The organism is Hirschia sp. (assembly GCF_058892565.1).
Genome location: NZ_JBZXVU010000017.1, coordinates 15,397 through 30,262 on the forward strand (window position 1 = coordinate 15,397; position 14,866 = coordinate 30,262).

The window sequence follows — 14,866 nt, forward strand, 5'->3', positions numbered from 1 at the left end:
TTAGCCAAGCCATGAAGCAAATACAAAAAAGCCGCCAAGTCCCACTCGGCGGCCATCTTAACACTATTGACGAAGCTTAGGCAGCCATAACGCGTTCTACTTCATCGACCAATTCTCTTAAGTGGAAAGGTTTAGAAAGCACTTTCGCCCCTGCTGGTGTCGGGCTACCGTTTGACAGCGCAACAGCCGCAAAGCCAGTAATGAAAACAATCTTCATTGCTGGATCAAGTTCTGCACCTTTGCGCGCCAGCTCGATCCCATCAAGACCAGGCATAACAATGTCAGTCAGAAGCAGATCAAACACTTCTTCCTGAAGTGCTTCAAGCGCTGATTCACCATCATCATAATCACGAACTGTGTGACCTGCCTTTTTAAGCGCATTCACAAGAAAACCGCGCAGACTGTTGTCGTCTTCCGCAAGAATAATTTTAGCCATAATGTCCTGTCTCACCACACCGCTTGTTCGCAATAATAGCAAACTTCCCATAATTGAGTAAAGTTCCAATGAACAATCAAGTGCAACTTCCTTTATTTCATTGATTGCATTCACCTTGCGTCACGGATTATACCATTGGAATGCATGGTCACATTCCCTCTTCTGAAGATAAATCAACACAGGCTCAGGATCTAACCTGCCGCCACATTCTTGACGACTCGCAAGAGAGTTTTTCCATATCTTACCCAGAATCGCATACAAGCCCGCTCGTCTTTGCCTCACCGCATTCGGGCAGATGTTATCCGCGTGCGTTTTTTAGTGCGTGTATTGCCACCCCTTTGGACCTCCGCCGCGTGGAAGATGCCTATGTCGATGTATTATTTGATGATATTCCAGCAATAGGGGCTCCCCTGCTGCGCGCACTTGTAGGTCGTGCATGTCTGGACCTTAACCGAGCCTCCAATGAATTGGACGCTCACCTTATAGATCCACCCATAAAATCACCCCGCCCCAATAGAACACCGCGCGTCCAAGCAGGTTTAGGGTGTATTCCGCGAATAGCATTTTCAGGAAAAACTATATATGGGCGTAAACTTACCCCAGATGAGGTAAAAAAGCGTATTAGAACAATATACCTACCTTATCACAAAGCCCTTGATGCTCTGATAGACACCACCCGCAAACATTTTGGTGTGTCATTCTTGATCGATTGCCACTCAATGCCGTCTCAAAGCGAAATAGGCGGAAATTTCCCGGATATCGTTCTGGGGGATCGCTTTGGCGGATCATGTTCTGCTGAACTGACTCAAAAAGTGGAAGACGCTTTCACTTCACACGGATACAGTGTTGCCAGAAATCGTCCCTATGCAGGTGGATTTATCACCCAATCACAGGGCCGCCCTGAAAAGCAGCGCCATGCTTTGCAAATAGAAATAAATCGAAAGCTCTATTTGGACGAACAAAATGTCTTATTGTCAGAAAATGCTAAAAATCTGAAATCCGACATAAATTCAATTTTTAAAGAATTAAATATTTGGGCAAAGCAAATCGCTCCCAAAACCCCTAAAAATATACCAATCCCGCAATCGCAATAGAGGTACGCAATAAAAAAAGGGCTATGCAAACGCACAGCCCGAAAGTTTTAATAGGGAGGAAACGTTCTGAAAATCAGAACGAATGCGGCGCGAACGCCAGCAAGACCTTTAAACCCCAATCAATTGTGTTTCGCAATTTTTCAAAACGTATAATGACATTTTTCTAAGCATCCGCCCGTTTCGCTTGCATTCGAGATTTTACTGCACTCCGTTTAAGCAGATTCGGTCTCGATCCATATCAAGCATGGTTAAAATAAGCCCCATTTAAAAAATCTTCGCCGATTTCCTACATTTGGCCCATAGATTGCTCAGTACCCCCCGACAGGTATTCAATTGGTACGGTGCCAAGCGTGCCAACAAGGTCGGAGTGTAACAATGGCAACAGATGTAGATATTTATGTAGGAAAGCGCCTTCGTCGCAGACGCCGTCTTCTGGGGATGACCCAACAAGACCTAGCCTCTGAGATTGGTGTACGTTTCCAACAAATTCAAAAATACGAATGTGGCGCAAACCGCATAACAGCCAGTCGTCTTTTCGACCTTGCAAATGCTTTGACAGTTAATGTCAGCTATTTCTTTGATGGACTAGCGCCAGATGGAAAACAAGCACCAGCAAATGACGGCAATGACACATTGTCAGGTGACATTCTTTCTCAAAAAGAAACACTTGAACTTGTTCGTGCCTATTATCGTTTGAGCGAACGCCCACGTCGTCGCCTTCTAGATCTTGCAAAAGCACTTGAAGAAGACAACAAAGATCAAGGTGCCGCATAAAAGCGACACGAAACACACTCTGACTAAGGGGTAGACACACACTACCCCTTCACAGAGTCGATATTCATTGATCATAGCATTGCCAATTTATCGACACTGTTCACACAGTGGTAGACTTTCCGCTTGCAAAATATAGCAGCTCTCGGCATCTTGCTCGTATGAGCAATGCACAAGAATTACTAGAACTCACAGCTTTCGCCGAGAAACTGGCCGACGCTGCAGGCAAGACCATTCTACCTTTTTTTAGAGGTGAAGGGTCAGTCGCTGACAATAAAGCGACATCTGGTTTTGATCCGGTAACAATTGCTGACAAAGCAGCCGAACAAACTATTCGTGACATCATAGATAAAGAACGCCCTGATGACGCCATTTTGGGCGAAGAATATGGCTATAAAGCCGGTACTTCAGGCTGGACTTGGTATCTTGATCCCATTGATGGCACACGCGCATTCATGTCTGGCCTTCCCGTCTGGACAACGCTCATCGGACTAGTGAGAGAAGAAAAATCGGTCATCGGCATTATCGATCAATCCTATCTGAAAGAGCGCTATGTCGGCACACCTTCTGGATCATATATGATTGATAATGAAGGTAAAAAACACAGTTTAAAAACACGAAACTGTCCCAAATTGACCGACGCCATACTCGCAACGACCGATTATTTCATTTTTACTCATCCCGAACGCGGTGCCTTTGAACATTTACGTGCAACAGCAAAACTCACCCGCTATGGGCTAGATGCATACGCATATGCGCGTGTTGCCGCCGGCACAATGGACATGGTCGCAGAAGCTGGCCTACAATCCTATGATGTTGCAGCTCTCATCCCCGTCATCGAAAACGCGGGCGGTGTTGTCACAGACTGGTGCGGAAGACCAGCGCAGCTCGGCGGACAGATTGTAGCTGCTGCAAATCAAAATATTCTGGACGAAGCACTTATTTCACTGCGCCGTTCTGCAAAAGCACTTGGTTGCAGCTAGTTTATATCCCAGCACGATCCAGCATTTTATCAAAAGCGGTCATAAACTGATCCCGACGACTATCTGTTTCCATTAGGATTTCATGCTTTGCCCCAGCAACTTTGATATGCTGAGCGCTCTTCAAACGACTTGCCAGTAAGGCATGAGAATGATTGTCCACGAGTGCTTCTTCCAATGCGGATCCGATGAGTATGGGAATATTGATATGATCCAATGCTTTAGGCTGAGCTAAAGTCTTAGATACCTTCAGCGCCTCATTCACCCAGCCCCAAGTAATTGCACCCAATGCCAATTTTGAGTTTGCTTTGATTAGGTCTTGTTGGACCTTCCAACGTTTTTCATAATTGGTAATGATATTGCCTTCAAATTTCTCATCGAGATCATGCTTATGGACAAGTTTTTCAGATCTCCCGATTTTGCACATTATGGGCACAAGCGGATGCAGAATTTTCGCTATTTTAAGTCCCCACATTGGCGCACAAAAAGCAGCAGCTTCAACATCAAGTACTTGTTGCCGTATTGCTTCTAGGGCGATAGCTCCGCCCATAGAATGCGCCAATACAACTCTTGCTCCATAAAGTTTGTGATCAATCGCATTTAGGCCACGGCGAAAAGCTTGAATATATGTATTAAAATCATCGATATGTCCCGCTAAGGGATCTTTGAGCATGCGATAAGATAACCCTTGCCCAGGCCAATCAAAAGCAACAACGCAAAACCCACGCTCTTGCATGTCCCTAGTAAGTTCAAAATATTTTTCGATGAATTCAGTACGCCCAGGACTGATAATAATTGTTCCACGCGGCGAAGCATATTTAGAACTAGCATGCGCGAACATTCCACGCATTTGACGGTTTTGATCATCTCTAAAATAGAAAATCTCAATCGATTCTGGCGCAGGATTATCCGGTATCAGGACATATTCAATCATCAAAAACTATCCCCATCAAAACCACGCGCAATTTAAGCAAAACCCATATAATATGAGTGCATTCTCAACATATATGGCGAAAAGAATGCACTCTAATTCTGATTAAAATCAGTAGACTAGCTCATGCTTGAAAATAGACCTTGAAGTTTCATAGCAACACTCATGTCACCAGCAACTTTCAATTTACCTTGCATGAAAGCCATCATTGGATCCATTTGACCCTGAGCAAGTTTTTTGAAATCTTCAAAATCAACAGAAATAGTGGCATCAGCCTCACCATCTTCATTGGTGACAGCATTCTGAGCACCATCGATGAACAATTTTCCAATGTCACCAAAGTCAAATTTCACTGTGTTGTCAAAATCTGTTCCTGAAGAAACAACACCGGCAATCTTCGCAGTAATTTCGTTCAAATCCATGTCGTAAATCCTTCCTCATATCGAGGCTATTGATAGTGTTTTGCTACAATTGCCACGATAAAACAGCAATTGCGACTCCCCATATTCTCTTTAGCTGATTTCCTTGGGTAAAGGGAAACCCCCATTTTTAAAATCGCAGGGTAGAACCTAAGCGATAACCAGTATCTGGATCATTGTAAGCAAACAATTTTCGGTCTTTGACTTGCGTTTCTTCCAGTAAATCTGTCGTTTCCATAGATAACAATTTTGATTTCACCTTTACGGAAAAGGATGCCAACGAAAACCTAGACTGTGTAACCTGCCCAACCTCAGCTTCGGCAAACGCTTCTTCATTCACCATCTCTTCAGTATCGTCTGAACTCTCAAGCGCAAGAATTAGCCACTGATCCACAGCCGCCCTCGTCGCTGCCATATCTGCATCACTTAAGTCCAAGAACACACTATCCCCATTTACATCAACGGCTAGGAAAACAGGTCCTTTGGTATCTTCCAATCCATAATCGGACTTTATTTTTTCTGCTCGCTCATAATCATAAGCATCTCGCAGTGCATCACAGCTTGAAAAATTGCCTGGTTCATCTTTGAGCAACCAGTAAGTCACAAAAAAATCCTGATCCGGTGCATCTGCTTTAGCCTCGGCATGTGTCCTTAACTCTTTCGTGTAAGCATCACACAACACAGCATTTTTCAGCTCTTCATCTTTATCAAACAACACCAAACCAACGGGAAGCTCGCCTTCTTTTGGCAAAAAGCCCTCGTCTGCTCTTAAAAAATCAGTCACGACCTCAAGGGACGCAACCTCATCCAATGCAACCTCGTCATCGGAACTTGCTTCCATCCCCATATCTTCATCAGGTTCAGGCAGAACAGGAGGAGGAGGTGGCGGCGGAGGTGGTGGTGGTGGAAAATCTTCTTGAGTTTCACTCGGGTAGGAATCCTCAGGTGGTGCACTACAGGCAAACGTAAATACACTTAGAAAAAGCGCACTCAAAGCAATAAAACGTTTCATCTCCGACACCCCTTTTATCATAGATAACTTAAAGCTAAGTCCCACCTTAATAGCATTACCAGACAATGAAAATAGAATGGCACCCCTTCTGCATTGTGAGAAGGGATGCCACGTTAGTTTTTTAACTTGTTTTTATTCAGCTTCTGGCTTCATAAATTTCAATGTCATACGGTCAGATTCACCAATCGCTGCGTATTTTGCGCTATCGAAATCTGCCGCCGGCTCTTCTCCACGTGGTGCAGAACGATTTACAGGCGGCAAAGTCCAAACACCAAATGGGTGGTCAGCCGTATCCGCAGGATTTGCATTGATTTCAGAACTTGCCACAAATTCAAACCCTGCTTCTTCAGCCATTTGACGCACCAAAGACTCCTGAACATATCCACCGCTACCAGAAGGGTCTTGTTCTGCAGCTGTTGGCAAACGGTGCTCAACGACACCCAATATTCCACCAGGCTTTAAAGCTCTAAAAGAATCTGCAAACATTTTGTCGGCATAAGATCCACCCATCCAGTTGTGAACATTTCTAAATGTCAGAACCACATCGGCTGTTCCTTCAACACCCAACCCATCAGATTCTTTAGATGCAACTGTAAGCTCGATATCGCCGTAAATTTCTGGTTTTGACAAGAACGCTTCTGTGTATTTCTCGATACCATTTTTTGCATAATCAGAAGATGCTGGATCAAAAGAAGCCGCAATCAATTTTCCGCCACCTGATTTTAGGTATGGCCCTAAAACAGATGTGTACCAGCCACCACCGGGCCAAATTTCAACGACAGTGTCACTGTTTTCAACACCAAAGAACTCTAATGTTTCAGCAGGGTGGCGCCAAACATCACGCTCTGGAGCAACGCGCCAGTCACCCTCCAAAGCAAGCTCAATTGCACTTTTTTCGGATTCAACTTCAGTTGTTTCTACAGTTTCGGATGCTGATTTTACATCCTCATTTGCAGGTGTTGATGTTTCTGGCTCACATGCAACGAGTGCAAATACTGCGGCTCCGGCCATCAAAATTTGAGTTGTTTTCATGGGTATTTCCCTCCACCTAAAATCAATAATTTGGACATTATCTATTTTGTTGCCCTTGAACACCCTAATCTTCATTCCTAACTTTAATCCAGAGACGCCGATGACGGGTCTCTCGAGCAGAGCGATGAACATATGTTGCGTGAAGCTTGGAATTTGAAACTGTGAACCGGAACAATCGACACCCGGATCGCGCCTGTTGCTTAAGAAGGACAGAACTATGAGCACGATTGATTTAACACCACTTTACCGCACGATGGTTGGATTTGACCGCATGGCAAACCTAATAAATACCGCACAGCGACTAGATGGTGCACAGGGCTATCCCCCTTATAACATTGAACAATTAGACGAAAATGCATTTGCAATTGAGATTGCTGTGGCTGGTTTTTCTGAAGACGATCTAGAGATCGAAATCAAAGAAGGCCAACTGACCGTTGTCGGCAAAAAGGCAGGGCCAGACAGTTCATCAGATGCAAATGAGCGTAACTTCCTCCATCGCGGAATCGCCGAACGCGGCTTTGTCCGTCGCTTTCAGGTTGCCGATCACGTTATCGTGACCCAAGCCGATTTGAAGCACGGTATGCTGCGTATAGACCTTATTCGTGAGCTTCCAGAAGCTATGAAGCCCCGCAAAATAGCAATTGGCAGCGGGACATCTAAGGCGCAACCAGAAGCGATTGACGGTCAAGCCACTGCTGAAACAACAAAAATCGGTGTCGCGTAATAGAGCGCTCTCACCAGAACAAGACTTAAAGATGGATTAGATATTTCGTCCGTCTTATAAATCCCTGAATGATCCCCCGATTCAGGTAAGCGATACTGCCGATCTCTCTCCCCTCCCGAGATCAGCGCAGTATCGCTTTTTGTTTTTAAATAAGGTTTTTAAACGCTGGATACCAAACTCAATACCTGAGAAATCAAACTATTGAGAATGCCCGGATGCAGACAAACCGTAACAAGAAGTCCAGCAATAGCACCACCGAGATGTGCTTCATGTCCGATTTTAGAGTCTTCATTGCCAGAAGCAAAAGCAGAATATGAGATGAATGCTACTCCAAATACGATGGCGGGAATGGGAATAATCATAAACAAATAAATCAATGAGAATGGCTCAAACATGCAGAATGAGATCAATGCACCCGAAACTGCACCAGATGCTCCAACCGCAGAATAATCAAGCCGTCTATAATTTTCCAATACAGCCCACGCTCCACCAGCAATGAGCGATACAAAATAAACCAGCAAATATCCTGTCGGCCCCAGCAGTTTTATTTCTAAATACGGGCCAAAAAAGAAGAGCGTCAGCATATTAAGCAATAAATGCCCCGGCGACACATGCAGAAAGCCTGATGTTAAAACCCGATACCATTGGTGCTTCTGGACAATGTCACCAACCAATAAATAATTCGCACGAAAAAATTTCTCGTTTGAAAAACCGATCAATGAAAATGCCACATTCGCCGCAATTAGCGCCAACGTGATCGGTGCCCCTAATAAAACTTCGAACATCAATCACCCCACCCTATGCGCTTAAATATCTAGTCTTTTGTGGCTTGATTTTCATTATCATCCGACGCAACGCCATCTTCTTGCGAAACAGCAGAACTCGTTTTTTCTTCTAAACCCGCATCAATGGAAGGAGATGCCTCAACAGAGGTGTTTTCGTTCGCCTCAGTCTTTTCAGTTATATCAGAATCAGCCGGTTCAGCTTTTTCAACTTGATCAGCAGCTTCCTGTACTTTGGCCTCTTCAGACGAAACTATAGGTGTTTCTTGCTGATTGGAATTATCGGGACTAGTTTCCGCTTCAGTTACGGATTTAGCCGAAATATCAGCTTCATTTTCAACCGCAACAATCCCAGCTGCTACGACTGCTTCACTTTCTGTCGTATCATTCTCGCGTTTATTGCGTGCGCCTCTTCGGCGTCCACGGCGATGATTGCGCCCTTTACCATCGTCATCACGTTTTGGTCGTTCTGGACGACGCAAAAACTCTCCAATACCCACAGCTTCAACAAATGACATCAATGCTTCTTCATCATCACGCGTAGAAAACTTACGACGCACATCTTTGAAAGAGCGTGCAGCTGAACGCAATGGTGCATGTGTCACAGCTTCTTTGCCAAGAACAACAGTCACTTCTTCTTGACGCGATAAAGATGCTTCAAGGTTTGCCGCCGCCCAAGGCAGAAACGTAATGGCAAGTTCTTTAGAAAACAAAGGAGCAAGCGTTTCAGTCAAATCAGCCAATGGCTCAAATGGACCATTTGGCTTTGGGTCATCCATGAACTCACACCAAGCTTTTACGAATGGACCTTCTTTTTCAATAATTTTCGCAGGTGTTGGATCTTTCAACAATTGTCCCAATTGAGCAGCGAGCCCAAAATCTGCAATAGATGGTCTTCCACCGAATATGAACAAGTGTTTCTCAAGGTGCACATTCAAAAGTTTCACAAAACGTTTGAAACTCTTCTCAACAACACCGCCCATTTCCTTATTCAATCCCATGCTTGGAAACATATCCATCATGCGTTCGATTGAATCCTGAAGCATCTCTTTGCGGTTTTCAGGTTTCTCTGAAACGAAATACTCATCAAAAGCACGTATCGCAGCTTCCTTTTGATCTTTCTTTCGTCCCCAGCGATACTGGATCACCGCTTTGGAAAGCCAAAGGTCAGCATAATCTTCAAGGACTGCCGCTAAAAAAGCGCATGATAAGTCTTCTGGGATCGCTTCAGGGTTAGGACTATCAGCTTCAAGAGCTTCAATTGTCGGTGTCGTGTCGTGTACAGCAAAACCATTCGCTGTCACAAGCACGGGCAATGTTGCAAACCTTGCAACTTCTTTGAGCGTTTCTTCATTCTCAGATGTACGCACAAGCCATTCATGCTCAAGGCCTTTATAGCGCATGTAGCTTCTTAGCTTGATTGAGAAAGCGGAAGTTTCCGCGCCAAAGAGACGGTAGGACGCGCTCATATCTATATAACTCCTGAAAATCGAGCCGGACGCTACGCCGTAGCGCCTTTCAAAGCAACCCGCCTTAATTAGGCTGAATTGAAAATATGGCAACAAAACCACACTTTCATTCTATATTTTTAGCGCAACTCCCGCTGGACATATATATTCAATTTGCGCTTTACCACTTATGCGCCTTTAAAGCTGCCCTATTACTTTTGCGGATAGAACACTGTGATGCCTGACACCCCAGCCAACTTTCTGGTCTTTGCAGACAAGCTGTTTTCTCCTTCAGAAAGTTTCATTCATCGTGCCTATACAAGCTTTTCAAACCTCAAACCGATCTATATCGGCCATGAAGTGCGTGGACCGGCACCCGAAAATACTGATTTCATTACACTTGGAGACTATCACGGCCTGGCAGGTGAAACCGGCTTCAAGCAATTTGGGATTATTTCTAAAAAACTATTAGCGCGCCTTAAGAAAGAAAAACCAGTTCTAATTCATGCCCATTTTGGTAAATCTGGTGCCTATGCCCTTCCTCTAGCCAAGGCTTTGGATATTCCGCTAGTTGTCACCTACCATGGTGGAGATGCAACTAAGCATTCAAATACTAAGAATAGTTTGTTTCGTGTCTATAATCGTCGTCGACAACAATTATGGAATGATGCTGCTCTTATATTGCCCTGCTCTGAATTTATTGGCCGAGAATTAAAAGCAAAAGGCTGCCCGGCAAGTAAAATGAATGTTCACCGTAATACAGCTGATCCAGATCGTTTTTATGCAGGCGACAAGAAGAAAATTATTCTATTTGCCGGCCGCTGGATTGAAAAAAAAGGCATAGACACCCTCATAAAAGCACTCGCCTTGGTTTCTGATCAGTTGGAGGGTTGGACAGTTCGGTTACTTGGAGAAGGTGCGCTCAAAGCACACCTCGTCGAGACACTCAAAGCAGCTAATATCGATGCAGAACTTCCCGGCTGGATTCCCGCAGATGACATGCCAAAACATTTTGCCGAAACGTCTATTGTTTGTATTCCATCTAAACGGGCCGCCTCAGGAGACGCCGAGGGACTGCCAATGGTTTGCATAGAAGCTCAGCTAGCCGCTTGCGCAGTGATAGCGACGCGTCATGCTGGAATACCAGAATGCATTATCGACAATGAAACCGGTTTCTTGGTTGATGAAAATGATCATGTAGAATTTGCAAGAAAACTGACTCTCCTACTAGCATCACCAGAAAACGCGTTAGCGATGGGACGGAAAGGGAAAGTACACGCCGAGCAGAATTTCAACCTTCAAACACAATCAAAAAAATTGGAAGAAAAACTGCTTTCTTTAATCTAAGTCTATCGAGCGAATTAGGCCGCCGCGACGCCGCTTAAAAATTGCTCAACTTGCACTTTCATTTCTTCAGCGCGCATTGCTAAATCATCGGCTGCATGTCCAACTTCAAGTGCTGACGAAGTTGTATCTTTGGCTGTTTTTGTCACATTCTGAGTATTTTCTGAAACCTCTAATGTACCTGTAGCTGCAAATTGCGCATTTCGACTAATTTCATTCGTAGCAGCGCCCTGCTCTTCAACAGCGGCTGCGATAGCGGACATAATGTTTGAAACCTCTTCCATTGATTGAGTGATATTTTCAATGGAGACGACAGTTTCTTTCGTTGAACCTTGAACCATAGAAATCTGGTTTGAAATTTCATCCGTAGCCCGCGCTGTTTGATCAGCCAATTGTTTAACTTCAGATGCAACGACGGCAAAACCCTTTCCAGAATCCCCAGCTCTTGCAGCTTCGATCGTCGCATTTAGAGCCAATAGGTTCGTTTGTTCAGCAATATCAGCAATCAAACTGACAACATCACTGATCTTAGACACAGCATTTGCGAGCTCCTTCACCTTTTCATTTGCTTTAGAAGTCATGTTTGCTGTTTCGGAGATCGTTCCATTATTATTGTGTACATTCTGCATAATTTCAGACACAGACGCAGACAATTCTTCAGCTGCAGCAGCAACAGTTTGGACATTAGAAGATGTTTCGTGCGAGACGGCAGAAGCCCGCGCAGATTGCGCATCAGTTTCCTGAGCATACCCTTGAAGTCCATCAGAAGAAGATTTCAACGAATGGATATTGGCTTCCATTTGTGAAAGAACGTCTGCAGATTTACCCTTAAAGACTTCAATTAATTTTTCTATTTTGTTTTGACGCAATAAATTAGAAGATTCAGCTTCTTTATTTGCTTTTTCCAATACCGCACGCTCCGCAAGCCCATCTCTAAAAGCTGTAACCGCGACAGCCATCGGACCTATCTCATCCTTGCGTTCTGTACCCTCAACAGCAATGGACGTATTTCCAAGCGTTAATTCTTTCATTGTATCCGCTAGCCTTAGCATGGGGCGAACAACAGAGTTTGCGGTTCGCATAGCGACCAGACCAGTAATGCCACCAAAAGCAAGAAGAATAATAAAGCCTTCAATCAATGTGTTCATTAGAACCGACTTCAAATCATCAATGTAAACACCTGTACCGATGACAAATCCCCACGGCTCAAACACGTCTAGGTAAGACGCCTTTTGTACGGGCTCTTCGTCGCCCGGGCGCGGCCACATATACTCAACAATTCCACCACCATTCATGGCGACATCAACCATTTCACGGAATAAGAATTTACCTGTCGGATCCTGAGAGTTTTTAACCGAAGTATTGTTTAATTTGGGTTTGATTGGATGCATCAACATATTTACATCTTCATCAAGGATGAAAACATATTCACTGCCACCATATCTAAGTGCTGCAATACTTCTAAGTGCATTTTCCTTGGCTACGGCTTCAGTGATTAAGCCGTCCTGGAACAAATTATATTCAGACTGGATAATAGTATTGGAAGCCTGAACAATGCTCTCCAGTTGATTATGTATTCCCTGCTCACTCTTGTGATAGCTGCGCCAGCTTAGTGAAAAAACGCAAACTGCCATACCGCAAAGAGAAAGTGCAACAACACTCAGTATTTTGCTTTTTATAGATATCAACAATGGAAGTACCAACTCAGTTTATGTAAAGGGCTACAATGCACCATGGTTAATTTAACTATATTTGAATTACTAATACGTTAAAAGTAAAACGCCTTGCAAAAGATGAAGTATATTACATTTGATCGTCTAAAAGCAGTGTACTCGCTTCAAATTCAAACATGAATTGCTCCCCGTCTTACACAGGATAAACAGTCAGGGGTCGCCAAACGTGTTTCTTTGCTGTATGTCGCGCCCAAACGATGTTGCGGAAAGGCTCTGCAGCGTCAAAGTATTTATATCTCCCCGGAAGATGCCACATGACCGCCGAACAAACCACTTCGATGCGCAACATCGCTATTATCGCTCACGTTGACCACGGTAAAACAACACTTGTTGACTGTCTTTTGAAACAGTCCGGTGTTTTCCGTGAAAACCAAGCCACATCTGAACGGATGATGGACTCAAACGATCAAGAACGTGAACGTGGGATCACAATTCTAGCAAAAAACACATCTGTTGTTTGGAAAAACACTCGCATCAACATTGTTGACACACCAGGACACGCAGACTTTGGTGGTGAAGTGGAACGTATCCTTCACATGGTGGACGGTTGTATTGTTCTTGTTGATGCTGCTGAAGGCCCAATGCCTCAGACTAAATTCGTTGTATCTAAAGCGCTTAAACTTGGTCTAAAACCAATCGTTGCTGTCAACAAAATCGACAAACCAGAGCGCCGCCCTGATGAAGTAATTGACGAAGTTTTCGATCTATTCGCAAACCTCGATGCAACAGACGAACAACTTGACTTTAAAGTGCTATACGGATCTGCCAAAGCCGGCTGGATGGGCACAGACTACAACAACCCAACAGAAGATATGGCTGCTCTGTTTGACATGGTCATCGAGCATGTACCTGAACCAGTTACAGAAGAAGGCCCATTCCGCCTTCTAGCCACAACAATCTCTTCTGATAATTTCCTTGGTCGTGTTCTAACTGGACGTGTTGCTTCAGGTTCGGTTAAACCAAACCAAACGCTCAAAGCATTGTCTCGCGATGGTACTTTGATCGAACAATTCCGCGTTTCCAAAGTTCTCGCTTTCCGCGGACTAGAGCGTTCCCCTGTTGATGAAGGTGTTGCCGGAGATATCGTATCTCTAACAGGAATGACGAAAGCCACTGTTGCAGACACATTGTGTGACCCTGCAGTGACCGAAGCTATGCAAGCTCAACCGATTGACCCGCCAACAATCACAATGACATTCCGTGTGAATGACTCACCATTTGCCGGAACCGAAGGTACAAAAGTAACCTCCCGTATGATTTGGGATCGCTTGGAAAAAGAAGCTGAAGGTAACGTTGCTCTGCAAGTAGCGCGCGCTGCTGAAGGTGATGCTTTTGAAGTATCAGGACGTGGTGAGCTTCTGCTTTCTGTATTGATTGAAACAATGCGCCGCGAAGGCTTCGAGCTTGGTGTTTCTCGTCCGAAAGTTGTTTTCAAAGAAGACGAAAACGGCAACAAGCTTGAGCCTATCGAAGAAGTTGTGATCGATGTGGACGAAGAGCACTCAGGTATCGTTGTTCAAAAAATGAATGAGCGCAAAGCTGAGATGATCGACATGCGCCCATCAGGTGTTGGCCGCACACGTTTGGTATTCTACGCACCATCACGTGGTTTGATTGGTTACCAAGGTGAATTGCTCGGTGACACACGCGGTACAGCAACTATGAACCGTATTTTCCATGATTACGCTCCTCACAAAGGTGCTATCACTGGTCGTCACACAGGTGTGTTGATCTCTAACGGCACTGGTGAAGCTGTTGCATTCGCGCTTTGGAACCTAGAGGACCGTGGTCCGATGATGATCGGTGCTGGTGTGAAAGTTTACGAAGGTATGATCATCGGTGAGCACACTCGCGATAACGACCTTGAAGTAAACTGTCTAAAAGGTAAGAAACTTACAAACATGCGTTCATCAGGTACAGATGAAGCTGTTCGTTTGACAACACCTCTTCAAATGACTTTAGAAAAATCACTTGCTTACATCCAAGATGACGAATTGGTTGAAGTCACACCAGAAAGCATCCGTCTTCGTAAAGTCTGGCTAGACCCGAACGACCGTAAACGGAACCGCGGCAAAGCATAAGCTTTGCAATAGCGACGAAGTTTTAAGCCCCACCCGTTCATTCTGGTGGGGCTTTTTCGTGACAGCACATGCCTATTCT

Annotated in this window: 14 protein-coding genes; 6 read left to right on the forward strand and 8 right to left on the reverse strand. The window is 44.6% G+C overall.

Going from position 1 to position 14,866, the window contains the following annotated elements; genetic code table 11:
* Positions 1-76: 76 nt before the first annotated feature.
* Entirely contained in the window at positions 77-439 is a 363-nt protein-coding gene (gene cpdR, locus AC5EF3_RS06895; RefSeq protein ID WP_407635713.1) for a cell cycle two-component system response regulator CpdR, read from the reverse strand.
* A gap of 137 nt (positions 440-576) precedes the next feature.
* Here cpdR and AC5EF3_RS06900 point away from each other — a divergent pair, with 137 nt between their 5' ends.
* The 3 genes from AC5EF3_RS06900 to hisN all read left to right on the forward strand — a co-directional run bounded on the left by AC5EF3_RS06900 (position 577) and on the right by hisN (position 3,284).
* Positions 577-1,530: an N-formylglutamate amidohydrolase gene (locus tag AC5EF3_RS06900; protein ID WP_493547506.1), complete on the forward strand. Its 954-nt coding sequence runs from the start codon at positions 577-579 to the stop codon at positions 1,528-1,530.
* Positions 1,531-1,905: 375 nt separating this feature from the next.
* Positions 1,906-2,304: a helix-turn-helix transcriptional regulator gene (locus AC5EF3_RS06905; RefSeq protein ID WP_015828806.1), complete on the forward strand. Its 399-nt coding sequence runs from the start codon at positions 1,906-1,908 to the stop codon at positions 2,302-2,304.
* A gap of 158 nt (positions 2,305-2,462) precedes the next feature.
* A complete protein-coding gene (gene hisN, locus AC5EF3_RS06910) occupies positions 2,463-3,284 on the forward strand; it encodes a histidinol-phosphatase (protein WP_493547507.1) in 822 nt (273 codons plus the stop codon).
* 1 nt (position 3,285) lies between these two features.
* Here hisN and AC5EF3_RS06915 read toward each other — a convergent pair whose 3' ends face one another.
* The 4 genes from AC5EF3_RS06915 to AC5EF3_RS06930 all read right to left on the reverse strand — a co-directional run bounded on the left by AC5EF3_RS06915 (position 3,286) and on the right by AC5EF3_RS06930 (position 6,675).
* Positions 3,286-4,215, reverse strand: coding sequence for an alpha/beta fold hydrolase (locus AC5EF3_RS06915; protein WP_493547508.1), 930 nt, complete (start codon positions 4,213-4,215; stop codon positions 3,286-3,288).
* Between the two features lie 116 nt (positions 4,216-4,331).
* Complete coding sequence (locus AC5EF3_RS06920) at positions 4,332-4,634, reverse strand: SCP2 sterol-binding domain-containing protein (RefSeq protein WP_015828809.1); 303 nt, start codon at positions 4,632-4,634, stop codon at positions 4,332-4,334.
* Between the two features lie 127 nt (positions 4,635-4,761).
* A complete protein-coding gene (locus tag AC5EF3_RS06925) occupies positions 4,762-5,643 on the reverse strand; it encodes a hypothetical protein (protein ID WP_493547509.1) in 882 nt (293 codons plus the stop codon).
* A gap of 132 nt (positions 5,644-5,775) precedes the next feature.
* Positions 5,776-6,675, reverse strand: a complete 900-nt coding sequence (locus AC5EF3_RS06930; protein ID WP_493547510.1) for a class I SAM-dependent methyltransferase — start codon at positions 6,673-6,675, stop codon at positions 5,776-5,778.
* A gap of 217 nt (positions 6,676-6,892) precedes the next feature.
* Between AC5EF3_RS06930 and AC5EF3_RS06935 the strand changes: the two genes are divergently transcribed.
* The gene (locus AC5EF3_RS06935) at positions 6,893-7,399 is read left to right on the forward strand and encodes an Hsp20 family protein (protein WP_015828812.1); all 507 of its coding nucleotides are present in this window, start codon (positions 6,893-6,895) and stop codon (positions 7,397-7,399) included.
* A 158-nt stretch (positions 7,400-7,557) separates the two neighbouring features.
* On the opposite strand, the gene AC5EF3_RS06940 is transcribed toward AC5EF3_RS06935, so the two are convergent.
* Positions 7,558-8,184, reverse strand: a complete 627-nt coding sequence (locus tag AC5EF3_RS06940) for a rhomboid family intramembrane serine protease (RefSeq protein WP_015828813.1) — start codon at positions 8,182-8,184, stop codon at positions 7,558-7,560.
* Positions 8,185-8,213: 29 nt separating this feature from the next.
* Positions 8,214-9,650, reverse strand: a complete 1,437-nt coding sequence (locus AC5EF3_RS06945) for a glutathione S-transferase family protein (RefSeq protein WP_493547511.1) — start codon at positions 9,648-9,650, stop codon at positions 8,214-8,216.
* 216 nt (positions 9,651-9,866) lie between these two features.
* Here AC5EF3_RS06945 and AC5EF3_RS06950 point away from each other — a divergent pair, with 216 nt between their 5' ends.
* The gene (locus tag AC5EF3_RS06950; protein ID WP_493547512.1) at positions 9,867-10,976 is read left to right on the forward strand and encodes a glycosyltransferase; all 1,110 of its coding nucleotides are present in this window, start codon (positions 9,867-9,869) and stop codon (positions 10,974-10,976) included.
* 14 nt (positions 10,977-10,990) lie between these two features.
* On the opposite strand, the gene AC5EF3_RS06955 is transcribed toward AC5EF3_RS06950, so the two are convergent.
* Positions 10,991-12,664, reverse strand: a complete 1,674-nt coding sequence (locus tag AC5EF3_RS06955; protein WP_493547513.1) for a methyl-accepting chemotaxis protein — start codon at positions 12,662-12,664, stop codon at positions 10,991-10,993.
* A 296-nt stretch (positions 12,665-12,960) separates the two neighbouring features.
* Between AC5EF3_RS06955 and typA the strand changes: the two genes are divergently transcribed.
* Positions 12,961-14,787 carry a translational GTPase TypA gene (gene typA, locus AC5EF3_RS06960; RefSeq protein WP_015828817.1) on the forward strand — a complete coding sequence of 609 codons (1,827 nt, stop codon included), beginning with the start codon at positions 12,961-12,963 and terminating at the stop codon, positions 14,785-14,787.
* Positions 14,788-14,866 lie beyond the last annotated feature (79 nt).

Excerpts from the sequence above, each read along its gene's own strand:
- AC5EF3_RS06905 (WP_015828806.1), top strand. The coding sequence starts at position 1,906 with ATGGCAACAGATGTAGATATTTATGTAGGAAAGCGCCTTCGTCGCAGA.
- AC5EF3_RS06900 (WP_493547506.1), top strand. The coding sequence starts at position 577 with ATGCATGGTCACATTCCCTCTTCTGAAGATAAATCAACACAGGCTCAG.
- AC5EF3_RS06950 (WP_493547512.1), top strand. The coding sequence starts at position 9,867 with ATGCCTGACACCCCAGCCAACTTTCTGGTCTTTGCAGACAAGCTGTTT.
- AC5EF3_RS06935 (WP_015828812.1), top strand. The coding sequence starts at position 6,893 with ATGAGCACGATTGATTTAACACCACTTTACCGCACGATGGTTGGATTT.
- AC5EF3_RS06925 (WP_493547509.1), bottom strand. The coding sequence starts at position 5,643 with ATGAAACGTTTTATTGCTTTGAGTGCGCTTTTTCTAAGTGTATTTACG.
- typA (WP_015828817.1), top strand. The coding sequence starts at position 12,961 with ATGACCGCCGAACAAACCACTTCGATGCGCAACATCGCTATTATCGCT.
- AC5EF3_RS06930 (WP_493547510.1), bottom strand. The coding sequence starts at position 6,675 with ATGAAAACAACTCAAATTTTGATGGCCGGAGCCGCAGTATTTGCACTC.
- AC5EF3_RS06920 (WP_015828809.1), bottom strand. The coding sequence starts at position 4,634 with ATGGATTTGAACGAAATTACTGCGAAGATTGCCGGTGTTGTTTCTTCA.
- AC5EF3_RS06945 (WP_493547511.1), bottom strand. The coding sequence starts at position 9,650 with ATGAGCGCGTCCTACCGTCTCTTTGGCGCGGAAACTTCCGCTTTCTCA.
- hisN (WP_493547507.1), top strand. The coding sequence starts at position 2,463 with ATGAGCAATGCACAAGAATTACTAGAACTCACAGCTTTCGCCGAGAAA.
- AC5EF3_RS06915 (WP_493547508.1), bottom strand. The coding sequence starts at position 4,215 with ATGATTGAATATGTCCTGATACCGGATAATCCTGCGCCAGAATCGATT.
- AC5EF3_RS06940 (WP_015828813.1), bottom strand. The coding sequence starts at position 8,184 with ATGTTCGAAGTTTTATTAGGGGCACCGATCACGTTGGCGCTAATTGCG.